Raw genomic sequence first — 23189 nt, 5'->3', positions numbered from 1 at the left:
TCAACGCTCCTGCTTGTTCAGCAGCATCACGCTCAAGCCGACGATCACCGGAATCGACAACACGATCGGCACCAGCGACGGCGCCAGCTCGGCGAAGCCCAGCGCTTTCGAGAACGTGCCGCGGCTGATCGTCAGGAAATGGGTGGTCGGGAAGATCTCGCCGACGAAGCGCGCGCCGCCCTCCAGCGAGCCGATCGGATCGATCATCCCCGAAAAACGCGAGGCGGGGATAATCGTGGCGAGGGCCGTCGCGAAGATCGCCGCGATCTGGCTGCGCGTGAACGCCGAGATCAACAGGCCCAGGCCGGTCGCGGCGGTCACGTAGAGCAGCGCGGCGACGGTCAGCAGCAGGAAATTGCCTTTGTGCGGGACACCGAACACAAAGACGGCGAATGCGCACAGTAGAAAGAAGTTGACCATCGCCAGCGCGATGTAGGGCATCTGCTTGCCGAGCAAAAATTCAAGCTTGGTCACCGGCGTCACGTACAGGTTCAGGATCGAGCCGAGCTCTTTTTCGCGTACGACGCTGAGCGCACTGAGCATCGCCGGGATCAGCATCAACAGCATCGGAATCACCGCCGGCACGATCGCGGGCAGGCTCTTCACGTCCGGATTGTAGCGATAGCGCGTCTCGATCCTGATCGGCTCCGGCGGAACTTTGTCGGTTGCCCGACGGCGGGCCTGCTCCGCCAGCCAGACCTGATGCATCGCCTGAACATAGCCGATCACATTCTCGGCGCGGCTCGGCATCGAGCCGTCGATCCAGGCGCCGATCCTGACGTTACCGCCGCGCTCCAGGTCGCGCGCGAAATTCGGCGGAATCTCCAGCGCCAGGCTCAGCTCGCCGCTGCGCATGCGCCGGTCGAGTTCGTCGTAATCGGCGATCGGCGGCCGTTCGATGAAATAGCGAGAGCCGCCGAGATCGAGCGCGTAATTGTTGCTGAGCAGGGTCCGGTCGCGGTCGAGCACCGCGAAACGCAAATTCTCGACGTCCATGCTGATCCCGTAGCCCATCACGAACATCAACAGCAGCGTGCCGAAGAGCGAAATCGAACTGCGCAACGGATCGCGGCGCAACTCCAGCGTTTCGCGCCGGGTATAGCTGAACAGGCGCATCAGGCTGAAGCGTCCATCCTTCAGCCTTGGCCCTCCCTCCCCTGCCGGGAGAGGGTCGGGGTGAGGCGGAGCGAGAGAGACATTCCCATCGCCAGGAACGTCCGCCGGCTCGTCACCGGTCCCGACCGCTTTCTTCAGATAATCGATAAACGCCGCTTCCAGGGTCGGCTGTCCGCTCTGCTCGACCAGAGCCGAAGGCCTGCCGCTGGCGAGCACCTTGCCCGCGTGCATCAGCGATATCCGGTCGCAACGCTCGGCCTCGTTCATGAAATGGGTGGAAATAAAGAGGGTGACGCGGTCCCGGCGCGAAAGGTCGGCCATCAGCTCCCAGAAACTGTCGCGCGCGACCGGATCGACGCCGGAGGTCGGCTCGTCGAGGATCAACAGATCGGGCTTATGGATCACCGCGACCGCCAGCGACAGGCGCTGGCGAATGCCCAAAGGCAACGCATCGGGCAGCGCCTCCATCGCCGGACCGAGCAGGAAGCGCTCGGCCATCGCCTCGACGCGCCCCGGAATCTCGGCCGCAGGCAAATGGAACAGCTTCGCGTGCAGTTCCAGGTTCTGGCGCACGGTCAGTTCCGAATACAGCGAAAAGGCTTGCGACATGTAGCCGACGCGCTTGCGCGTGGCCAGATTGCCGGCGTCGAGGACTTGCCCGAACAGCCGCGCTTCGCCCTCGCTCGGCGGCAACAGCCCGGTCAGCATTTTCATCGTGGTCGACTTGCCGCAGCCGTTGGAGCCGAGAAAGCCGAAGATCTCGCCCCGTTCGATACGCAGGCTGACGCGGTCGACCGCCACGAAATCGCCGAAGCGCATGGTCAGGCCGTGCGCCTCGATCGCGATTTCGGGCTCGCCGCAAAGCGCGCGCGGCGGAATCGCCATGCCCTTGTGTCCCTGGCGTTTCGCTTCGGGCAGCAGCCGGATGAACGCCGTTTCCAGCGTTCCGGCATCCGTTCGGGTCCTGAGCTCTTCCGCCGTGCCGGTAGCGAGCACCTTCCCCGCATCCATCGCGACCAGCCAGTCGAAACGTTCGGCCTCGTCCATATAGGCGGTCGAGACGAGTACGCTCATCCCTTCGCGGCGCGTTCGCAGCCGCTCGATCAGCTCCCAGAATTGGGCTCTCGACAAGGGATCGACGCCGGTGGTCGGCTCGTCCAGTACCAGGAGATCGGGATCGTGAATCAGCGCGCAGCAAAGCCCGAGCTTTTGTTTCATGCCGCCCGACAGTTTTCCGGCCGGACGGTCGCGGAACGGCCCGAGGCCGGTGCTGTCGAGCAGTTCGGCGATGCGCCGGCGGCGCGCGGCCGGCGCGTGCCCGAACAGGCGCCCGAAAAAATCGACATTCTCGTAAACCGATAATGTCAGGTAGAGATTCTTGCCCAGTCCCTGCGGCATGTAGGCGATGCGGGGACAAACCGCACGGCGGTGCGCCGCCTCGCCGATATCGCCGCCCAAAACTTCGATGCGGCCCTGCTGCATTTTGCGGGCGCCGGTCAACAGCGACATCAGGCTGGACTTGCCGACGCCGTCGGGACCGATCAGGCCGACCATCCGGGCTCCGGGAATCTCCAGGCTCAAATCATCCAAAGCGAGATGCCTGCCGTAACGCAGGCTGACGTTCCGCACCCGGACCACCGGCTCTGCGGGCGTCCGGGTAGTCATCGCGGCAGCCTGACGGCGAGTTCGGGCGGCCACTCGGCGGCGGGATCGATCTTGACGTAGGCCATCCCGGGCAGACCGGTCTTGACCTGTTCGAGGTGCCTTTTCAGCAGCTCGGGATCGATCGCCGCGCGGACCCGGAACATCAGCTTCAGCCGTTCGACCTCGGTCTCGACGGACTTCGGGGTAAACTGGGCGACGCTGGCGACGAAACTGGCCCTGGCCGGAATCACATAATTCGGTGCCGCGTCGAGCACGAGGCGAATATCGCTGCCCAGCGCGACCCTGCCGGCGGCTTCGGTAGGCAAAAAGAAAGTCATGTAAACGTCCGACAGATCCACCATGTTCAACACCCGGCCGCCGGCGTTCAGCACTTCGCCGGGCTCGGCGACCCGGTATTGGACTCGGCCGTCGCGCGGAGCCCTCAGGTCGCGGTCGTCGATATCGGCCTTCAGGCGCACGACGGTCGCCCTGGCGGCCTCGATCACCGATTGCGACTCCACCACCTGCGACTTCGCTGCCTCGATCCCGGCCTGCGCGGCGGCGACCTGGGCTTCGGCGGCCCGCACGGACGCCTCCGCGCCCAACATCCGGGCGCGGTTGTCGTCGACTTCCTGCTGCGGCGTCGCGCCTTCGCCGACGAGCCGCTGCGAACGCTTCAGGCGTTTGCGCGCGGCCTCCAGTTCGGCCTGGCGTTGGGCGACGACCGCCTGCGCGGCGCGGCGTTCGCTCTCGCGTTGAACGACGAGCGATTTCGCGCTCAGATAGGCGTTTTCGGCCTGCCGAACCTGGGCTTCCGCTTCGGCCTTTTGAGCCAGCAGCACATCCGTATCCATCCGGGCAAGCAGTTTCCCTGCCTTCACGAAGTCGCCTTCGCGCGCCAGGATTTCGACGACGCGTCCGGGCGTCTTGGTCGCGATGTCGATCTCGGTCGCTTCGATCCGGCCGTTGCCAGAAACGATGCCCGCGGGCAGCCCTGTTGGCCGCAGCAGCCGCCAGGCGACCGCCGCGGCCAACAGGGCGGCAGCGGCGAAAATCCAGGTCAATGTCGATTTTGTCTGTATCCTCATGAACCGCTCCGCCGGTAGGGATTATGCCGATTGCGTGCCCGCGCCGCCGCCCAGCGCTTTGTACAACGCGATCAAATGGGTCGCGGCTTCCGCTTCGGAACGGGCCAGCTCGATTTCGGCCGCATAGAGCGCGCGCTGCGCGTCCAGCACGTCCAGAAACGAGATGACGCCTTCCTGATAACGCAGGTTCGACAGGCGCACCGATTCTTTCAAGTCCGCCACCGAGCGCGCGAGCGTCCGGCGGCGGATCTCTTCTTTCAGGTAGCGGCTCGTCGCGGTTTCGGTTTCCTGAAGCGCTTCGAGCACCGCCTTTTCGTAGGCCAGACAGGCTTCCTTCTGCTTCGCATCGGCCAGGTCGATCCCGGCGCGGATGCGGCCGAAGTTCAGCAGGGGCTGCAGCAGATTGGCCGCGGTGCCGTAGGAAAACGCCGCCGACCTGAACAGTTGTTCGATGTCGGTATTGCGAAACCCCAAAAAGGCCGACAGCGAAATTTTCGGAAACAGCTCCGCGATCGCCGCGCCCTGCATCGCGGTCGCGGCCGCGAGGCGGCGTTCGGCGGCGCGGAGATCCGGACGACGGCGCAGCGTTTCCGCCGGAGCAGCCAGAATCCCGAGCGGCGCGGCCGACGGTACTTTGCCTTCCGGGTTCAGTGGGCCGTCCAGCGCCCCGGGCCGCTGTCCCGCCAGCACTTCGAGCCGGCGCAAGGCCGATACCCGCTGCGCTTCCAGGGCCGGAATCTGCGCTTCGGTCTGAGCCGTCTGCGCCCTCGCCCGCACGACGTCGTGCTTGGTGCCGACGCCTTCGGCATCGAGCCGTTCGGTCAGCCCCAGCGTGCGCCGCTGCGATTCGAGGTTCGAGCGCGTGATTTTGAGCTGGTTCTGAACGCTGCGGAATTCGACATACGTGCGCGCAATTTCGGAGGTCAGCGCGACCTGCGCCTGGCGGTAAAGATCCTCCGCGCCTTCCAGGTCGGCGGTGGCGGCTTCGAGGAGCCGCCGCTGCCGGCCGAACAGGTCGATTTCCCACAGCGCGTCGAAGCCGAGTTCGAACAGGTTGAAGCGGATGCCGGGCGCGAATCCCGGAAACGGATTCTCGTTGCGCTGCGCGCCCGCCGCGATGTCGACCTTCGGAAACAGTTCCGCACGCGTTCCCCGGCGTTCGGCGCGCGCCTGCTCGATACGGGACAGCGCGATTTTGACGTCGAGGTTTCCGGCCAGCGCCTGATCCATCAACCGGTCCAGTTCCGCATCGCCGAAACTTTGCCACCAGCGTTTCAGCGCCTCCGCATCGATCATCCTGGCGCCCGCTTCGAGCGGCATCGCTTCGGCGGCCAGCCAACGGTCGGGGACGCTCGGCGCGGCTTCTTCATAATCGGGCCCGACCGCGCACCCGGCCATTCCGGCAGTCAGCAAACACCACGCAAGGCTAGGCTTCATACCCATGTCCTTTCAAAAAAAATGCCACGGCGGCGCTGATCATAGAGTCTCTTTCGACTTGGTTCAACCCGTCCCGAAGGCCGAGCAGGCAGCGAAAATGTTCATCGCCCTTCAACATGCTCAAAAACAGCCGGCTCGAACCGTCGACGTCGGGAATCTTCAGCGCGCCGCGGGCAGTCAGTTCGGCCAGGTAGGCGGCCAATTGCTTCAGAACCGGCTCGGGCCCCGAGCGGTAGACCAGGAGCCCCAGGTCCGGAAAATGCTGCTGCTCGGAAATGATCAGCCGGTACAACTGCAGCGACTCGGGCGCATAGATCAAGTCGACGAAAGCGCGGGCGATCGCTTTGAGTCCTTCTTCCGGATTCCGGTTGCCGCCCAGCGAGCGGACAAGCGTCCCGAGCAGGGCTTCGCACTGTTCGGCGATCACCGCCGCGAACAGGTCCTGTTTGCCCCGGAAATGACTGTACAGGGTCGGCTTCGAAACCGGTGCGGCTTCGGCGATCGCTTCCATGCTGGCGCCGCTGTAGCCGTGCGCGAGGAAAACCTGCCGGGCGGCGGCAAGAATGCTCTGTCGTTTGGATTTGGGAGCGTGAGTCATGATGATAGCCAAGAAAAACTGATTGCTTAGAGATCGATTTCGCGATTAAAATAAACTAAACCGTTCAGTTTAGCAATTGTTTATTTATGCGCGCACCGTTTTACAAAACCCCACCGTTCTCGATCGGCATGCTGCTGCTTTTCGCCTCGGCCGGCGCTTTTTATTGGCTCCGGGCCGTCCATCCGTTCGAAAGCACCGACAATGCCTACCTGAAATCGCACATGAGCCTGATCAGCCCGAAAGAGACCGGCTATGTGAAGGAAGTGCTGTTCGAAGACAACCAGACGGTAAAACGCGGCGACCTGCTGGTCGTGATCGACGACCACGATTTCCGGGCCAGAGTCGCTCAGGCCGAAGCGCAGGTTTTGCTGGAAAAGGCCAGCGCCGCAACGCTGGAAACGGACAAACGGGCCCAGCAGGCGATGATTCTGGAAGAACGCGCCAACATCGCCGCGGCCGAAGCCAACGTCGAAAAAGCGGCCAAAGATCTGAAGCGTTTTAGCAATCTGGCCAAAGAAGGCGCCGTTTCCGCGCAAAGCCGCGATGCGGCCGAGTCGGCCCATAAACAGGCCCGGGCCGAGCGCGACAAATTCGTTTCGGCCAGACAAGGCGCGGAAAGCCGGTTGTCTTCGCTGGACGCTCGTCTGAGCGAAAGCCGGGCCCGGCTGAAAGCGGCGGAAGCCGCACTGGAGCTGGCCCGGATCGATCTGGCCAATACCCGGATCGCGGCGCCGTTCGACGGCGTGGTCGGCAACCGCAGCGTGCAGGTCGGGCAACTGGTGCAGCCGGGCAGCGCGCTGGCTTATCTGGTTCCGGGCGACGGACTGTTCGTCGAAGCCAACTTCAAGGAGACGCAAATCGGCCTGATGCAAGCCGGACAGACGGCGACGATCTCGGTCGATGCGCTGTCCGATCGACTTTTCGAAGGCACCGTGGACAGTTTCGCGCCGGCGTCCGGCTCCGAATTCAGCCTGTTGCCACCCGAAAACGCGACCGGCAATTTTACCAAAATCGTGCGCCGGGTGCCGGTCAAAATCCGTTTCGGACAGAATGCGGACCTGAACAGACTTCGGCCGGGGCTGTCCGCCGTCGTTCAGGTTCGCGTCCGCTGATCATGGCGGCCGTACTCGAAGCCGCTCCGGCGCCGGAAATCCGGAAGAGCCCCGGCGGCGTCAGTTCCGAACAATGGCTCGGCTTCACCGGGATGGTGTTCGGCATTTTCATGGCAGTGCTGGACATCCAGATCGTCGCGAGTTCGCTCGAACAAATCCAGGCCGGCCTGTCCGCGACGCGCGAAGAGATCACCTGGGTGCAGACCGCCTACCTAGTGGCGGAGGTGGTGGTCATTCCGCTGTCCGGCTGGCTCGGCCGGGCGCTGTCGACCCGCTATCTGTTTGCCTTGGCCTGCGGCGGCTTCACCCTGATGAGCCTGTGCTGCGCGCTGGCCTGGAACCTGCCGTCGATGGTCGTCTTCCGGGCCTTCCAGGGCCTGTTCGGCGGCGCGATGATCCCGTCGGTGTTCGCGATGATCTACACACTGTTTCCTCCCCGCCTGCAGCCGGTGATGGGCATCGTGGTCGGGATGGTCGTCACCGTGGCTCCGACCGCGGGACCGGTGCTGGGCGGCTATCTGACCGAAGTGGTGTCCTGGAAAGCGCTGTTCCTGATCAACCTGCTGCCCGGCCTATTGGTAACATTGTCGACGTGGCTGTTCCTGAAGGTCGACGATCCTGACTGGACATTGCTGAACAAGATCGATTTTCTCGGGATTCTGTATATCGTGATATTTCTCGGCAGCGTCCAGTTCGTTCTGGAAGAAGGCGTCAAGGAGGAATGGTTCGAGAGCCGGGAAATCGTATTTTTTACCGTGGCGGCGCTCGCCTCGGGAATCGCGATGTTTTACCGCGAACTGACGATCGCCCATCCGATCGTCGACCTGTGGGCCTTTCGGAACCGCAACTTCGCGGTCGGCTGCATCTTCAGCTTCATCCTCGGCTGCGGGCTCTATACGATCATCTATCTGATGCCGGTCTATCTGGCCAGCGTCAAGGGCTTGAACAGCCTGCAGATCGGCCGGTACGTGATGGTGACCGGCCTGTTCCAGTTCATCTCGGCATTCGCGGCCGGCGCACTGGTGAAAGTCCTCGATTCGCGGTTGATGCTGGCTTTGGGGCTCTTGCTCTTCGGCCTTGGCTGCTGGCTGAACGGCAATCTGACGCACGAAGCCGGCTACTGGGAATTTTTCTGGCCGCAGGCATTGCGCGGCTTTGCGATGATGTTCTGTTTTCTGCCGATCAACACGCTGGCGCTCGGCACATTGCCTCAGGAAGAAGTCAAGAACGCGAGCGGGCTTTACAACCTGATGCGCAACCTGGGCGGCGCGATCGGCCTTGCGGTCGCGAATACGCTGATGATCCAGCTGAACAAGGGGAATTACGCGGCATTGCGCGAGCACGTCACGGCGGCATCGCCCGAGGCCCGGGCCTTGCTTGGCGGTTTGACCCAGCGCCTGTCCGGCGGCGCCCTGCCGAATGCCGAATTAGCCGCGCTGAAGCAGCTTTACGGGCTGGCGATGCGGGAAGCCGAAGTCCTGACGATGAATACGATGTTTCATACGCTGGCATTGGTATTCTTTATCGCGCTTCTGCTGATGCCCTGGGTCGGCAAGGTTTCCGCCGACGGCGGAGCAGCGGGAGGACACTAAAGGGAGGGCTTTCGAGGAAAGAATGGGAAAAAGCAAAAGGCAAAAGTATCGGGAAGCACGATGCCCCCCGATAAGTTTCAAGCTAAAATTACAGCAATTCTTTCAGCGCGTTGAAAGCTTGCAGTCCCTGTCTCAAATGCTGCTCGGCTTCCGGAATATTACCGGCTTTAGCTGCGTTGCGGGCAGCTTTCAAGTGATTGTTGGCGCGAGAACGGGCGATATCCACTTTGTCGTTCGCATTGATTTCTTTGCTCATATCCAGCGCGTCCTTGGCCTGGCTGGCAACGGTTTCGGCATCTGCGCCGGTTGTCGCCGACGCGAGTGCGACTTCGATTCTCTTAATAGTCAGATCAATCGCCTCGGTTGGCGCATAAACGATTCTGCCATCGGAAGCTTCCGCCATTGCAGAGGTTGAGAAAACACCCATGGAAGCGCCGACCAGAGCAGCAAGTGCGATTTTTTTCAAAATTTTCATATTTATAGAGTCCTCTGTTTCTTTTTGTTATTTGATTTTTTCAAATCAGTAACGGTCATGGAACGGTAATAAAAGTACCGGCGCGAATTTTACCACAATTTATAATTTTTTTAGCAAGCCCTCGCTCAAGTTGGCCGGCACCGCAGACACCGAACCGTTCGACCGTTCTAAAAACCGCGTGCCAAAGGCTTGAAACAGCGGCGGCTCGACAGGCGCTTACAGCGCCTTGAAGCAATGCGCCGCTTTCTCGAACGTGGCGTTCAGCTCCCGCTCGCCGTGCGCCGCCGACACGAAGCCCGCCTCGAATGCGGACGGCGCAAGATACACGCCTTCGGCGAGCATTCCATGGAAGAAGCGCTTGAAGCGGTCCTGATCGCACTGCATCACGTCGGCAAAAGAGGTCACTTTGTCCTTCGCGGTGAAGAAAAGCCCGAACATCCCGCCGACGCGATTGGTGGTGAACGCGATGCCGGCCCGATCCGCCAGCGCCTGCAAACCGTTCGCCAATTTTTCGGTCTTGGCGCCGAGGTCTTCGTAAAAGCCCGGCTTTGCGATCTGTCCGAGGGTCGCCAGGCCCGCCGCCATCGCGACCGGATTGCCGGACAGGGTGCCGGCCTGATAGACGGGGCCCGCCGGCGCCAGGCATTCCATGATCTCGCGGCTACCGCCGAACGCGCCGACCGGCATGCCGCCGCCGATCACCTTGCCGAGCGTGGTCAGATCCGGCTTGATGCCGTACACGCCTTGCGCGCCGTGCAGGCCGACCCGGAAGCCGGTCATCACTTCGTCGAAGATCAGCACGCTGCCGTAGTCGTCGCAGACTTTGCGCAGCGTTTCGAGAAAGCCGGGCGCGGGCGGAATGCAATTCATGTTGCCGGCCACCGGTTCGACGATCACGCAGGCGATCCGTTCGCCGATCTGCGCGAACAACTCGGCCACGCTCTCGCTGTCGTTATAGGTCAGCGTGATCGTGTTTTCGGCGACCGCCGCCGGCACGCCCGGCGAACTCGGCACGCCGAAGGTCAGCGCGCCGGAGCCGGCTTTGACCAGCAGCGAGTCGGAATGGCCATGATAGCAACCCTCGAATTTGACGATCCTGTCGCGGCTTGTGTAGCCCCGGGCCAGACGGATCGCGCTCATCGTCGCCTCGGTACCGGAACTGACCATGCGCACCAGTTCGATCGAAGGCACCAGCTCAATCACCTTCTCGGCCATGCGCGTCTCGATTTCGATCGGCGCGCCGAAGCTAAGCCCCTTCTCGGCCGCCGCCTTGACCGCCGCGATTACGTTGGGATGCGCATGGCCCAGCACCATCGGTCCCCAGGAGCCGACATAATCGATATAGGCTTTGCCTTCGCTGTCGTAAATGTAGGCGCCCTGCGCCCGGTCGATAAACACCGGCGTGCCGCCGACGCCGCTGAACGAACGTACCGGCGAATTGACGCCGCCCGGAATCACACGTCTTGCTTCGGAAAAAAGGGTTGCTGCTTCAGTCATGTCGATCGATTTTTCAAAATAATTAGCCCGCGTAAGGCGGAACGCGCCAGCGGTTCCGCCGGAAGCTGGCCGCTCAGCGGCGGATCGCCTGACGGCATCCGCCCTACTAATGTTTTACTTTAGCATGATTCGCTCTTCGCCGATGCCGCACACCAAAAAATATTTCGTGATCACTTGCATTCTTGGCCAAATACAAAGATAATAACCGACTCACAGCCGCCAAGGCTAATTATGGTAATCGTATCGGTCCTCCCGCAACGATACGCTGCAAACCCCGCCAGGCCCGGAAGGGAGCAACGGTAGCAGCAGATTCGTGTGCCGGGATGTGGCTGGTGCGGTTACCGCCCTACTCCGCTTTCTACCCCTTGATGAGCCTGAAATGAGTTACCAGGTTCTCGCCCGCAAATGGCGCCCGCATAATTTTTCCGAAATCGTCGGTCAGGAACATGTCGTCAAGTCGCTGATCAATGCCTTGCAGCATGATCGCCTGCATCACGCCTATCTGTTTACCGGCACGCGCGGCGTCGGCAAAACCACGCTGGCCCGCATCCTGGCCAAAGCGATCAACTGCGAGAACCTCCAGGATTATGACCCCTGCGGCGTCTGCCAGGTCTGCCGTGATGTCGACGAAGGCCGTTTTCTGGACCTGATCGAAGTCGATGCGGCCTCGCGCACCAAGGTCGAAGATACCCGCGACCTGCTCGACAACGCGCAATATGCGCCGAACCAGGGCCGCTTCAAGGTCTATCTGATCGACGAAGTACACATGCTGTCCGGGCATAGCTTCAACGCATTGCTGAAAACGCTCGAAGAGCCGCCCCCGCACGTCAAATTTCTACTCGCCACGACCGACCCGCACAAGATTCCGGTCACCGTGCTGTCGCGCTGCCTGCAGTTCAACCTGAAGCGTTTGTCCCCGGAGCAGATCTTCGGGCAAATGGAATTCATCCTGAATCAGGAAGCGATCGCCTTCGAAGCGCCTGCCCTGAAGCTCCTGGCCCGCGCCGCCGACGGCAGCATGCGCGACGGCCTGAGCCTGCTCGACCAGGCCATCGTGCACGGCAACGGCAAGGTGACCGCCGACGAAGTCGGCGCAATGCTCGGCGTCGTCGCGCAGCAGCCGGTCGGCGATCTGTTGAACGCGCTGGCCGCTCAGGACGGGCCCGGCCTATTGAAAGTCATCGCCGATCTGGCCGACTTGGCGCCCGATTTCGGCGGCGTACTGCGGCAGCTGCTGCAGGCCCTGCATGCGATCGCTGTCCTGCAGCAGGCCCCGATCCCTATCGATGCCGGGCTCGACAGCGAGCTGATCAAGTCGCTTGCCGCCAGATTGCAGCCCGAAGACGTGCATCTTTATTACCAGATCGGCCTGCTCGGCCAGAAAGACCTGGATCTCGCCCCCGATCCCAGAGGCGGCTTTGAAATGGCGCTGTTGCGCATGCTGGCGTTTCGGCCGACCCTGACGAGCACCCCGGAAACCCATCCGCAGCCTGACGTAAAGCCCATACCGACACCACCGGCCCGTCCCGCGCCGAAACCCATACCCATACCCATAGCCAGTCCGCCGCCGCCCGAAGAGCCGGCCAGGCCATCACGCGACAACCCGGCTGCACCACCGGCGGCCCAGCCTTTGCCTGCTGGCGACGATTGGCCGGAAATGATCGCGGCGATGCGGCTCGAAAGCATCACCAAACAGCTGGCGCAGCAATGTGCCTTGCACTCGATCAACGATCGCAATTGCACGTTATTGCTGGACCCGGCATTTCAAACCATGCTATCGCCGATGCGGACCGAAAAGCTGCAGACCGCGTTACGCACTTTGCGCGGCACACCGGTCAAATTGACGATCCTGGTCGAAAAACCGACCAGCGCAACGCCGGCCGAGCAATTGATCAAGCAGAGAGAAGACCGTCAGCAGGCCGCCGTCGAGGCGATCGAAGCGGATCAAAACATTCAGGCGCTCAAAGAACATTTCGGCGCCCGGGTCATTCCCGGCACCATCGAACCCGTTTAATCAAGGAGAACCCATCATGAAAAATCCTCTCGGCAGCATCATGCAGCAAGCCCAGAAAATGCAGGAAGACTTCAAACGCGCCCAGGCGGAAATCGAAGCCACGGAAGTCGTCGGCCAATCCGGCGGCGGACTGGTCACCATCCTGATGACCGGCAAGCGCGAAGCCCGCAAGGTGACGATCGACCCTTCGCTGATCGGCGACGACAAGGATATGCTCGAAGATCTGGTCGCCGGCGCGATCAATGACGCGGTCAACAAGGTCGCGAAAATGAAGAAGGAGAAAATGGCCGAAATTACCGCAGGACTCCCTCTGCCGCCCGGCTTTCAAATGCCTTTCTGAGCATGCGCGACACAGGCCTGTTGGGCCGCCTGATCCAGCACCTGCGCTGCCTGCCCGGCGTCGGACCGAAGACCGCGCAGCGGATGGCCTTCCATCTGCTGCAGAAAGACCGGGAAGGCGCCCGCGCCTTGGCCGAAACGCTGCTGCAGGCGATCGACCGCATCGGCCAATGCAGCCGTTGCCGCACCCTGACCGAGAAGCCGCTCTGCGACATTTGCGCGGATCCGGCCCGCGACAGCTCGCTGGTCTGCATCGTCGAAAACCCGTCCGACGTCTGGATCATCGAACAGGCGACCGTGTTCAAAGGATTGTATTTCGTACTGCATGGGCGCCTTTCGCCGCTTGACGGCATCGGCCCCGGCGAGCTTGGGCTCGACCAGCTGGAACGCCAGTTGGCAACAAGCGACATCAAAGAGCTGGTGCTCGCAACCAACTCGACCGTCGAGGGCGAAGCGACCGCTTTCTTCATCGGCGAACTCGCCCGCAAACACCATGTCCAGGCCAGCCGGATCGCTCACGGCGTACCGATGGGAGGCGAGCTCGAATTCATCGACAGCGGCACGCTGCTGCACGCATTTAACGGGCGCCGGACGATTTAACCTCTTTGCGTAGGGTACGCTGCGCGTACCTTCCCACAACCTCGCGCGCCATCCCATCTCAAAAAGGTACGCACAGCGTACCCTACGCCCAATCAGCAACCTCCATCCCCACCCACTGTCGAATCGTTATAAAATGCGGTGGACGATGCCTCTCGCCTAGCGCGTCGGGCTGTGATTTTTTATTCTCTTTTGACAAAAGGAAAAACGATGACGAACTGCTTATTCTGCAAAATGGTCGCCGGCGACATCAAGCCGGACGTGGTGTACGAAGACGACACCGTAATGGCATTCCGCGACATCAACCCGCAAGCCCCCGTACACATTCTCGTGATTCCGAAACGCCACATCGCCACGCTGAACGAGCTCGACGACGATCGGCTGGGCGGCCAAATGCTGCAAACCGCGGTCAAACTGGCCGAGCAGGAAGGCATCGCCGAAGAGGGTTACCGGACCTTGTTCAACTGCAACCGGAACGGCGGCCAGGCGGTTTATCATCTGCATTTGCATCTGCTGGGCGGACGCGCGCTGCACTGGCCGCCGGGTTGAAAATCTTCCGCGCTTCCCGCGCAACCGGCACGCACCCAAGCCGGCAGGCAAAGACCCGCCAGGTTTTGAAAACCTTGCGGGTCTAACCCGAAAACTCGACTTCGTAGCCGGTAAACTTGCGGATATTGATTACGCCGGTATCAAACATCAGGTACTGGCCTTTGATCCCGTGCAGCACGCCCGCCACTTCCGGCCCCTTGTCCAAATTGAACGAGACGACCTTGACCGGATAACGGTCGACCGGATAACGGATATCGACGCTTGGCCGATCCGACAACAACTCGACCGCCTTGTCCCCGAATCGCCCAACCAGTTCGTCCAGCTCCGCCTTGCATAGCGCCAGCAACCGGTCCCGCTCGGCCGCCAGATCGATCGGACTGACCTGATTTTTCAGCATTTGCTGCCAGCGGGTCTTGTCGCTGACGTGTTGGGCAAGGATCACTTCGATCAGGCCGGAGACATGGCGCGACGGCACCCGGAAAACCGGCAGGGCCTGTACCGCGCCCTGGTCGATCCAGCGCGTCGGAATCTGCGACTGACGGGTGATGCCGACCTTGATCCCGCTCGAATTGGCCAAGTAGACGATATGCGGCTGCATGCAGAACCGCTCGCCCCAGGCCGGTTCGCGGCAGGTACCGGCGGCGTAGTGACAGGTTTCCGGCTTCATGATGCACATGTCGCATTGCGCCAGCTTGATGAAGCAGGGATAGCAATAGCCTTGATTGAAACTTTTCTTGGTCGCTTTGCCGCAATGCGTGCAGAAAATATTGCCGGTATAACGCAGCCGGATCGGGCGGCCGAGCAGCGGATTCAACTCGACCGTCGCTTCGCCGAGCGGCAGGCGGTATTGCACCGTCTCTTCCAGCCGCACCTGCATCTTATCCAATGGTCCCACTTCGCTTTGCCTCACTCGCTTTTCAAATAGCCGTCGGTATTGCGCGCGACCCAACGCTCGCCTTTGGCTTTCAACCATTCTTTTTTCCAGAACGGCGCCCGTGATTTGAGCGCCTCCATGATATGCCGGGCCGCATCGAACGCATCGCCGCGGTGGGATGTCCACACCGCCACCAACACGATTGGCTCGCCCGGCCGAATATCGCCGACCCGGTGCACGACCAGGGCGTCGATGATCGGCCAGCGCTCGCCGGCCTCCCGCACGATATTTTCGAGCGCTCTCTCGGTCATGCCGGGATAATATTCGAGCGTCATCCCGACCACGTCGTCGCCTTCGTTGAAATCCCGCATCGTGCCGACAAACAGGTTCGTCGCGCCGAATTTTCCGGTCATTTGCGCGGCGGCATGCTGATACTCGCGCGCTTCGGCCCAGGGATCGAACGGCCGCGGGGAAATTTTGACCATCCTGTCAGCCTCCGGTCACCGGGGGGAAAAACGCGACTTCGTCGCCGTCCCTGACCAGGCTGTCCCAGTCGGCATATTCCAGATTGATCGCGACCAGGATCTGCTCCGGCGGCGGCAGCTCGGGCACGCACTGCCGCCAAAGGGCCTTCGCAGTCACCGGCTCGGCGATCGCCGCATCTTCTTCCGCACGTCCGATGCGCTCCTTCAAACTGGCAAAATAGCGAACTTTGATTGACATAAACCTTTACGCAATGATAAAAATCAACCTTTACGCTCCACAAAGAGCAAAACCGATCAGTCATTCTACCGAATTGTGACGCATACTCCACATTTTAATCAGGCCGGCGAAGCGATCATGGTCGACGTCGGCGAGAAAGCCGTTACCCAACGCACCGCGATTGCGGAGGGCTACATCGAGATGCAGCCTTCCACCCTGGACATGATCCTGAAAGGCGAACATAAAAAAGGCGATGTCCTGGCCGTCGCCCGGATCGCCGGCATCATGGCCAGCAAGAAGACGTCCGACCTGATTCCGCTGTGCCACCCATTGCCGATCACCCACGTATCCGTCGAATTCAGCGCCGAAGCGGAATCGAGCCGCATCCGCTGCCGAACGTTGGTCAAAACCAACGGCCAGACCGGTGTTGAAATGGAAGCCCTGACCGCCGTACAAATCGCGCTGCTGACCATTTACGACATGTGCAAGGGCGTGGACCGGGGAATGACGATCGAAACCGTGCGCCTGGTCGAGAAAGCCGGCGGCAAATCCGGCCACTGGCGGCGCAGCTAAAACCGCCATGCCGATGCCATACCCCAATACCGTTATTCCGTAGGGTGTGCCGACGCAGGAGGCGCATCATTCGCGGAAGAGCCGTAGGGCGTTTTTGCGATAGCAAAACGCCAACAGACTTCAAAGAGGCGGATTGCCTTCGGCGAATCCGCCCTACAAGGTCTACAGGAGGCGCAGGAGGCGCGTCATTCGCGGAAAAGCCGTAGGGCGTTTTTGCGATAGCAAAACGCCAACAGGCTTCAGAGGCGGATTGCCTTCAGCGAATCCGCCCTACTCGTCGGGGCCTCCATAAAATTTCCTGTCTCGCGACCGATTAACCTCATACAGAAACATCAACGGGAATCCCATGCCGATAACGATTAAAGAACTCGCCGCACTCTGCGGAGCCCGGATCGAAGGCGGCAATGCCGACCGGCTCATCCATTCCGCCGCCGATATCGGCTCCGCACAGCCGGGCCAGGTCACGCAACTGACCAACAGCAAATATGCCGCGCATCTTAAAAACTCGGCGGCTTCGGCTTGCCTGATCGCGGAAGGCTCTGTGGTACAGGATGCTCCCGGCACACTGGCATTGCTGGTCTGCCGGGATCCGGAGCTGGCCTTCATCGAAGCGGTCAAACACCTGCATCCGGAACGCGCCTATGCGCCCGGCATAGCGCCGCAGGCGGTACTCGCGGCCGATGCCGTGCTGGGCGAGGCGGTCCATGTCGGCCCTTATGCAGTGATCGGAGAAGGAACCAGGGTAGGCGATCACAGCGCCATACTGGCCGGCGCCTACCTCGGCAACAACGTCAAGATCGGTAAAGGCTGCCGCATTTATCCTTATGCGGTCGTCTACGACGACGTGGAAATCGGGGATTACGTCACCGTCCATTCGGGCGCAGTCGTCGGCGCGGATGGCTTCGGCTACAAATTCAGGAACGGCGCCCATGTCAAAGTGCCGCAAATCGGCAACGTCAGGGTCGAGGACCATGTCGAAATAGGCGCCAACACCTGCGTCGATCGGGGCGCTCTAGGCAGCACCGTGATCGGCGAAGGTTCCAAGATCGACAATTTGGTGCAGATCGGCCATAACAACAAGGTCGGCCGGCATGTGATCATGTGCGGACAGACCGGCGTCTCGGGCTCCTGCACGATCGGCGACTACGCGATTCTGGCCGGCAGTTCCGGCATCGCGGACCACGTCACGATCGGCCAGGGCGCCGTAGTGCTGGCACGCTCCGGCGTGGCCGGCGACATTCCTCCAGGCGCGCATTATTTCGGCAGTCCGGCCAAGGATAAAAAGACGGCCTACAAAGAACAGGTTGCGATACAGAAATTACCCGAGCTGATCAAGAAAGTCAAACAGCTGGAAGAGCAGTTGCAGGAACTGGCGAAGCAGGCGTAGCGGCAGGATTCGGAGGAGGAAGGGGCGCGCGGCAATCCGCCTCTCTTCCTGCGGGAAAGAATGCCACGCCGTTGGCATCGACGCCATGATACAGCCCGATCATTAAAGATCGTGAAACCCCTTTTTCCCGGAAATCGGGAAAAAGCGGAAACGTTACTCGATATGACGATCGGAAAAACTTAATCCGTTTCCACGAGGCTCTGAGGAACCGGATCAAGATAAGTTTTGAGGAGCGGGAATTTTTTTATGTAGGAACGGGATGACCCCCCGCCGACAAACGCCGCCAGGGGGCACCATCATTATTGTGCTACGTTTTTGGTTTTTCTTTGTGCCAATTTAGCGTCAATTTCAGCGTTGCTGGCAGCAACGGAGCCGCTTGCAAGGTGCTTGGTTTCGTCTTTCTTCAACAGAACAACCAGTACGATGATTGATGCGATTGCAACGCCAACGACGGTCCAGGTGTAATCTTTTTCTTGTGCTTCAGCCATTTTTAAATCCTCTATATAGTTATTAATGTTATAAGCCCCTCTCCTCAAGAGAGCAACCCATCAAATGTTTTAACGAGTTGGTTGTCGGTTTATATTTGAACAACGGCATAATTTTTATCATGAGATAAGGGCCTCTGTCAAAGCCATATCGAAAAAAAATCCATCTTCGCGCAGCCCTGAAGTTGCCCGCCGCAATGCATATCTCATCTCGGCATTAAACAAACCAAAATAACGAACTGAAAAACATCATAATTTTAAAAACTTACCCTTTTACCGCCGGGCAATGCGACCTTCGGATAAATCGCGGCCCACTCCCCCACCTCAAGTTTCCGGGGATACGGACACGACTTATCTTCCCGTCTTCAAGTTTCAGAAATTTTTATCCGACCGCTGCGGCGCGCGGCTCGAATACCGCTCCGCCAAGACCGGCCGTAAGGGTCTAGGGCATTTTCATATCGCGTGTAGGGAAGTCCTCGCCTTCCGAAGGGCGCCCTGCCGTTAAGTCCAGCCCCGTAGGGTACGCTGTGCGTACCTTTCGACATTGAGGGTACGCACAGCGCACCCTACAGGCAACCCGCAAGATACCGGTGCCGGACGGGATATTTCTCCCGTCCGTAACGTTTAGCATCGCGCGAACACAGGCGAGGATTTTATGCTGGCGGTAGGTCTTCAAATATGGGGAACGGGGTTATCAACCCCGTCCCGCGCAGAGGGATTGCCAAGGTCCAGATGACAGGGAGGTGTCAGAACCAACTCTCCCGGGTTTCCGGATGCGGCAACCACTCCCTACGTTGCTCTAACGCCTGAATCCATGCGGTCGCCCAGCAATCCCCGCCGGAATGACGTGTTTTCCTTCGTATTTTCCTTACGAAGGCCATATTCCCAAAGCGAAATGCTCTTAAGGACAGCCTTGTCCGGCTTCCGGCAGCCGGCGAAGCCTGATGTCGGGATATTTTTTTTCCAGCGCCTGCAGAGCTCCGGCTATCGATTCGGGAGCAGTAATCAGCGCGTACTTTTGGCGTTTGCTTTTGTAGCGGGGCTTCACGACCGAATTGATGCCTTTGTCGAGCAAACTCTTCTGCATTTGCACCGCGTTTTCTTCCCTATTGAAAACGCCCAGCGATATCTGCCCCTTGTCCTCTCCCGATGGCAGCGGCCAAACACCGTTCAGGCCGCGCTCGCGCAGCATTTTCACATTGGCCTTGACTGCTTCCATTCCGCCCGAGGAAGGGTACAGCACCAGATAATCGCTGACCGCCTTACCGTCTCGCAAAACGGGCTTGATCGCCGCCTGGGCGCCTGAAATCCGTTTCTGCCAGGCGTTCAGGCTATATTCGTTCGGAAAAGGTCCCGCCTCGTAACACGCAAGCCTGACCGATTTTACCTCTGCCGCATCATGCGGCGGGTTCCGATCCAAAGGTGGCGCCTGTTGAACGGGCGGTTTCCCGACACGGCCGCCGCCCGCCGCCAGGGACGGCTCGCCGGCAGGCCGAGACTCGGTAAGCGCCGACTTCATGCCGTTATCTTTCGGTTCCGCCGCAGGAACTTCCGCTTGGCGGCCTCCCGCCTCCCGGCAATTCGGATCGCCATCGGGCAACGCCTTGAGTTGAACGCCCGGATAGCGTTTTTCCAACGCATCCAGGGCTCCGGCCATCGCCAAAGGCCCTTTGATCAGCGCATATTTCTGCGCCGATTCCTTGAAACGGGGCTTTACGACGGCCTCGACGCCTCTCGCCTGCAAATCGTTCCGCATGCGCGCCGCGCGGTTTTCCCGGCGAAACACGCCGAGCGATATATAGCCCTTGAGTTCGCCCGCAAGCAGCGGATAGGCGTCGCCAACCCCCTGATTGCGCAATGCCTGCATCGCAGCTTTAACGGCTTCCGGGCCGCCCTCCGTCGGGTAAAGCACCAGGTAATCGGTGATCTCCTGCGCATGAGGCGGAATCGGCCTGAGCTCGCCCTGAGCTTCCTTGAGCGCTTGATGCCAGACATTCAGGACCCGCTCATTCGCAAAAGGGCCAGCCTCATAACAGGCGAGCGAATCAGACGGAGAGGATTGCGGCGGCAACACGGCTTCAGGCGCTGCCGGCGTTTCCCCGACCGGTCCCGCAAGGACGTCCTGCGCCGCCGACAGCCCGTTTTCCTGCTCCCGCGCCAGCACGATCGGCTCACGAAGCATCGCCGGATCCGGCGCCGGCGTTTCGGCCCCCTCCTTGAAAGCCTCGCGATGATACTGATGCATCAATAGCGCCAGATTCGCCAGCAATACAAGAAAAAAGGCGATTTTCATAGGGTTATTCCAGAAGCAAAGACAGCCCGCGAAGCACCAGATCGGGATCGATCCGGCAAGGGAAGCCGAGCTGGCTGGCGATCAGCGGCGCATCGCCGCCGGTCAGCAGCAACCGGCAGGCGTCCGGTTGAGCGGAGAAAACATGTTCGATCAGGCCGGCCGCCGCCGACACCACCCCGCTGTAAATCGCTGCGCCGGTATGGTTCGCGGGACCCACGGCAAAAGCCGAATCCTCGTAGATCAATGCCGCCGTGCCCGCGCTGAGCGACTTTCTCATCAGCTCCAGGCCGGGGCTGATCATTCCGCCCAGATGCCGGCCATGTTCGTCGAGCAGGTCCAGTGTAATCGCGGTCCCGCAATCGGCGATGCAGACCGGCGAGGCATGATGGCGACGTGCCGCCAGCAAGGCCAGCCAGCGGTCGACGCCGAGCTTTTCGGGCTGAAGATAGGCATTCGTCACCCCAAAAGCCTGCGCTTCCGATTTCGCCTCGAATACCGTAATGGCGGGCCATAGCCGGACAGCCGCCAAGCACACGATTTCCGCAAGCCGTGCCGCGCTAACACAGGAAATCGCCAGTCGGTCCGGCGGCTTCGAAAGCCTCCCCCAAGCCTCGGCCAGGCGCGCTTCGGTCAGCGCATGATTTTCTATCGCGGCGCCGACCACAAGCCCGTCCGGCGCCGTAGTCGCCCATTTCAGGCGGGAGTTGCCGATGTCGACGAGCAGATTCACGGATAGGGGCGCCGGAAACTGACTTCGCCGGAAGCGAAGGCGCGCAGCCTGTCTTCCGCGTCGCGCATCAACAAAAAGCCTTGCACATCGATCCCTTCCAGCGTCCCGTCGAACTGCTGCGTCCCGATAAAAACGCTGGCCCACTCGCCGCGCAGACAGTCATACTCCCGCCATTCGTCCAGGTAGGCCGCAAGCCCCGTTCGCTCGAACCCGGCCAATACCGGGAGTATCTGATCGATCAATTCCCCGGCCAGCCGGTTTCTGCCGACGGGCCGCCCGCCGGCGATCCGGTTCAGGTCGGTCCACGGTTGTTCGATCGATCCCGCCTCTTCCTCCGGCAAAAACAGGTTCAAGCCCAGGCCGGTCACCGCGTGACAGGGGCCTTCGTTTTCGCCCGCCACTTCGATCAGGATTCCGCCCAGTTTTTTGCCCTCGCTGAAAATGTCGTTCGGCCATTTCAGGCCGGCATTGCCGACCCCCAACCGCCGCAACGCCCGGATCACCGCGACGCCGACCGCCAGGCTCAACGCCGAGATCGCGGCCGGCCCCTGCTGAAAGCGCCACAGGATCGACAGCAGAATATTGCTGCCGTACGGCGAAACCCACTGCCTGCCGCGCCGGCCCTTGCCGGCGATTTGCCGTTCGGCAAGGCAGACATGGCCGGAAGGCGCGTTTTGCCGCGCCAACCGGCTCAGGTAAGTGTTCGTGGAGTCGATCTGGTCATGGATTTCCAGCCGGGAAACCAGGGCGCGCCTTTCGCTGCCCAAAGCCGCCAGGATGCCGTCGCCGTGCAGCAGTTCGATGGGGTGGGAAAGCCGGTAGCCCTTGCCGCTGACCGCCGCGTACCGGATACCGAGGGCATCCAGTCCGTTCAGATGCTTCCAGACGGCGGAACGGCTCATTCCCAGCGCTTCCGCCAGCTCGGCGCCGGAATGAAATTCGCCGTCGGCCAGCAAAGTCAGAATTTTTTTCTGGTTATCTGCAATCAGCACGGATTCGGGTATCTCCAATAGCCCATGACGGTATACTCAGCAAGCCTTTAGCGCCCGGATCTGCGCCAACTGGCGCTTGACTACATGCTTGACCAGGACCTCCCGGTCCTCTTCCTTCATGTTTATGTAATCGACGCTGACGACATAGGGATAACGCTGTTCTTTTACCGGATTTCGCCGGCATTGAACCACCCGGCAACAGGTGGTGACCAGCGCCCGGGACGCCGGCAGCAGAATCTTCAACTCCAGAAAATCGCCTTCGCTCAACGCCTGTTCGCTGCCGAAGGCAAGGCCCGAGGCGCTCAGACTCACCTGGTAGGAATTTTTTTCCCGAGCCAGATCGCTCTGATTCAGGATACATTGGGCCAATATGTCGACCTTGTAATTGAGCAGTTTCAAATACTCGGCGGTTTCGGGCCGAGCGGCTTCAATCCGCGCCATAAGACTGTCCATCTCCCGCTCCACCGCGGCCATGATCTGCGGCAAGGCAGCGCTGGTCAGCACATTCTCGTCGATATAGCTGTCTTCACGCGCTTCTTGCGCAACGATTTTTCGAAAATAAAGATCGACTTCATCGTTGATGCGAAAAAACCGCCGTCTGTCTCCGGCTTCTGGCATAACGCAGGTCTCCTGGTCATTTGTCGGTTAGGGCGCCGCGGAGCGGCGGCGGATGCTAAAATTCCGGTAAATGGCCGCGTTCTTCCGCAGAACGTCGGCACGATGCCCAACGATAGGTTCCGCTTCGATCAAAAATCGAGCTCGTTTTCGTCGAAATCGCCTAATTGTTCCCTCAAACGTTTTTTCTCCCAATACATTTCGATTTTCCGGCGCGCCGCCATTTTTTTCACGGCTTTTTCGTCTTCGGTCGGAAACGAAATATATTCGTCTATCAGCTGCAAGTCGTAATCTTCGATCTCGATATCGGCATCGTGCTTGCTTTTTTCAGTTTCGGGCTCGGCTTTGGAAGTTTCCACTACGGAGGGCTGTATGTCTTTCGTCATAGCAAAATAAGCTGTTAAAAATGCGTTTTATAATTATCTAAAAGACCGTTGTAAAGAAAAATAATTACCTGCAGCGATTCTATCCAGAACACGG

The 23189-nt window shown here is 60.5% G+C and carries 23 protein-coding genes and 1 other RNA gene; 9 read left to right on the top strand and 15 right to left on the bottom strand.

Annotated elements, in window-relative coordinates:
* From rbbA to METAL_RS04495, 4 genes are read right to left on the bottom strand one after another with little or no spacing between them, the layout of a single operon-like run.
* Entirely contained in the window at positions 1-2781 is a 2781-nt protein-coding gene (rbbA, locus tag METAL_RS04510) for a ribosome-associated ATPase/putative transporter RbbA (RefSeq protein ID WP_005370029.1), read from the bottom strand.
* Entirely contained in the window at positions 2778-3848 is a 1071-nt protein-coding gene (locus METAL_RS04505; protein WP_005370027.1) for an HlyD family secretion protein, read from the bottom strand. Before METAL_RS04505 ends, rbbA begins: the two co-directional genes overlap by 4 nt.
* Before the next feature lie 21 nt (positions 3849-3869).
* The gene (locus METAL_RS04500) at positions 3870-5285 is read right to left on the bottom strand and encodes an efflux transporter outer membrane subunit (RefSeq protein WP_005370025.1); all 1416 of its coding nucleotides are present in this window, start codon (positions 5283-5285) and stop codon (positions 3870-3872) included.
* A complete protein-coding gene (locus METAL_RS04495) occupies positions 5275-5883 on the bottom strand; it encodes a TetR/AcrR family transcriptional regulator (protein WP_005370024.1) in 609 nt (202 codons plus the stop codon). The genes METAL_RS04500 and METAL_RS04495 overlap by 11 nt, the downstream gene beginning before the upstream one ends.
* A gap of 86 nt (positions 5884-5969) precedes the next feature.
* Here METAL_RS04495 and METAL_RS04490 point away from each other — a divergent pair, with 86 nt between their 5' ends.
* Positions 5970-6995, top strand: a complete 1026-nt coding sequence (locus tag METAL_RS04490; RefSeq protein WP_005370022.1) for an HlyD family secretion protein — start codon at positions 5970-5972, stop codon at positions 6993-6995.
* 2 nt (positions 6996-6997) lie between these two features.
* Complete coding sequence (locus METAL_RS04485; protein ID WP_005370020.1) at positions 6998-8587, top strand: DHA2 family efflux MFS transporter permease subunit; 1590 nt, start codon at positions 6998-7000, stop codon at positions 8585-8587.
* An 88-nt stretch (positions 8588-8675) separates the two neighbouring features.
* On the opposite strand, the gene METAL_RS04480 is transcribed toward METAL_RS04485, so the two are convergent.
* Positions 8676-9062 (bottom strand): hypothetical protein, encoded by a 387-nt coding sequence (locus METAL_RS04480; RefSeq protein ID WP_005370018.1) that lies wholly within the window; start codon positions 9060-9062, stop codon positions 8676-8678.
* A 216-nt stretch (positions 9063-9278) separates the two neighbouring features.
* The gene (gene hemL, locus METAL_RS04475; RefSeq protein ID WP_005370016.1) at positions 9279-10559 is read right to left on the bottom strand and encodes a glutamate-1-semialdehyde 2,1-aminomutase; all 1281 of its coding nucleotides are present in this window, start codon (positions 10557-10559) and stop codon (positions 9279-9281) included.
* A gap of 241 nt (positions 10560-10800) precedes the next feature.
* Between hemL and ffs the strand changes: the two genes are divergently transcribed.
* From ffs to METAL_RS04455, 5 genes are all read left to right on the top strand, one after another.
* An RNA gene (gene ffs / locus METAL_RS20175) (signal recognition particle sRNA small type) lies at positions 10801-10897 on the top strand.
* A gap of 41 nt (positions 10898-10938) precedes the next feature.
* Positions 10939-12573 carry a DNA polymerase III subunit gamma/tau gene (gene dnaX / locus METAL_RS04470; RefSeq protein WP_005370014.1) on the top strand — a complete coding sequence of 545 codons (1635 nt, stop codon included), beginning with the start codon at positions 10939-10941 and terminating at the stop codon, positions 12571-12573.
* A gap of 16 nt (positions 12574-12589) precedes the next feature.
* The gene (locus tag METAL_RS04465) at positions 12590-12913 is read left to right on the top strand and encodes a YbaB/EbfC family nucleoid-associated protein (RefSeq protein ID WP_005370012.1); all 324 of its coding nucleotides are present in this window, start codon (positions 12590-12592) and stop codon (positions 12911-12913) included.
* 2 nt (positions 12914-12915) lie between these two features.
* Positions 12916-13512 carry a recombination mediator RecR gene (gene recR / locus METAL_RS04460; RefSeq protein ID WP_005370010.1) on the top strand — a complete coding sequence of 199 codons (597 nt, stop codon included), beginning with the start codon at positions 12916-12918 and terminating at the stop codon, positions 13510-13512.
* A gap of 207 nt (positions 13513-13719) precedes the next feature.
* On the top strand, positions 13720-14058 hold the full coding sequence (locus METAL_RS04455; RefSeq protein ID WP_005370008.1) for a histidine triad nucleotide-binding protein: 339 nt from the start codon (positions 13720-13722) through the stop codon (positions 14056-14058).
* Between the two features lie 82 nt (positions 14059-14140).
* Here METAL_RS04455 and METAL_RS04450 read toward each other — a convergent pair whose 3' ends face one another.
* The 3 genes from METAL_RS04450 to moaD are packed head-to-tail and all read right to left on the bottom strand — an operon-like array spanning position 14141 to position 15655.
* Positions 14141-14935, bottom strand: a complete 795-nt coding sequence (locus tag METAL_RS04450) for a DUF2797 domain-containing protein (RefSeq protein ID WP_031430977.1) — start codon at positions 14933-14935, stop codon at positions 14141-14143.
* Between the two features lie 29 nt (positions 14936-14964).
* Positions 14965-15417 (bottom strand): molybdenum cofactor biosynthesis protein MoaE, encoded by a 453-nt coding sequence (locus tag METAL_RS04445; RefSeq protein ID WP_005370006.1) that lies wholly within the window; start codon positions 15415-15417, stop codon positions 14965-14967.
* A 4-nt stretch (positions 15418-15421) separates the two neighbouring features.
* Complete coding sequence (gene moaD / locus METAL_RS04440) at positions 15422-15655, bottom strand: molybdopterin converting factor subunit 1 (RefSeq protein ID WP_005370005.1); 234 nt, start codon at positions 15653-15655, stop codon at positions 15422-15424.
* A 75-nt stretch (positions 15656-15730) separates the two neighbouring features.
* On the opposite strand from moaD, the gene moaC reads away from it, so the two are divergent.
* Both moaC and lpxD read left to right on the top strand, forming a co-directional pair.
* On the top strand, positions 15731-16207 hold the full coding sequence (gene moaC / locus METAL_RS04435) for a cyclic pyranopterin monophosphate synthase MoaC (RefSeq protein WP_005370004.1): 477 nt from the start codon (positions 15731-15733) through the stop codon (positions 16205-16207).
* Between the two features lie 346 nt (positions 16208-16553).
* The gene (gene lpxD / locus METAL_RS04430) at positions 16554-17594 is read left to right on the top strand and encodes a UDP-3-O-(3-hydroxymyristoyl)glucosamine N-acyltransferase (RefSeq protein ID WP_005370003.1); all 1041 of its coding nucleotides are present in this window, start codon (positions 16554-16556) and stop codon (positions 17592-17594) included.
* Between the two features lie 299 nt (positions 17595-17893).
* Here the strand turns inward: lpxD and METAL_RS04425 are convergent, their stop codons facing one another.
* The 6 genes from METAL_RS04425 to METAL_RS04400 form a co-directional block, all read right to left on the bottom strand.
* A complete protein-coding gene (locus METAL_RS04425) occupies positions 17894-18082 on the bottom strand; it encodes a hypothetical protein (protein WP_005370002.1) in 189 nt (62 codons plus the stop codon).
* A gap of 898 nt (positions 18083-18980) precedes the next feature.
* Positions 18981-20372, bottom strand: a complete 1392-nt coding sequence (locus METAL_RS04420; protein ID WP_005370001.1) for a hypothetical protein — start codon at positions 20370-20372, stop codon at positions 18981-18983.
* A 4-nt stretch (positions 20373-20376) separates the two neighbouring features.
* Positions 20377-21102, bottom strand: a complete 726-nt coding sequence (locus METAL_RS04415; RefSeq protein WP_005370000.1) for a type III pantothenate kinase — start codon at positions 21100-21102, stop codon at positions 20377-20379.
* Entirely contained in the window at positions 21099-22094 is a 996-nt protein-coding gene (gene birA / locus METAL_RS04410) for a bifunctional biotin--[acetyl-CoA-carboxylase] ligase/biotin operon repressor BirA (RefSeq protein WP_005369999.1), read from the bottom strand. The genes METAL_RS04415 and birA overlap by 4 nt, the downstream gene beginning before the upstream one ends.
* A 36-nt stretch (positions 22095-22130) precedes the next feature.
* A complete protein-coding gene (locus METAL_RS04405; protein WP_005369998.1) occupies positions 22131-22712 on the bottom strand; it encodes a PilZ domain-containing protein in 582 nt (193 codons plus the stop codon).
* 128 nt (positions 22713-22840) lie between these two features.
* Positions 22841-23095: a PA3496 family putative envelope integrity protein gene (locus METAL_RS04400; protein WP_005369996.1), complete on the bottom strand. Its 255-nt coding sequence runs from the start codon at positions 23093-23095 to the stop codon at positions 22841-22843.
* Positions 23096-23189: the final 94 nt, after the last annotated feature.

It is taken from the genome of Methylomicrobium album BG8 (assembly GCF_000214275.2).
In the GTDB taxonomy this organism is placed as follows: domain Bacteria; phylum Pseudomonadota; class Gammaproteobacteria; order Methylococcales; family Methylomonadaceae; genus Methylomicrobium; species Methylomicrobium agile.
Note: the sequence above shows the minus strand (reverse complement) of the source record. Positions and strands in the feature narration are given on the sequence as shown.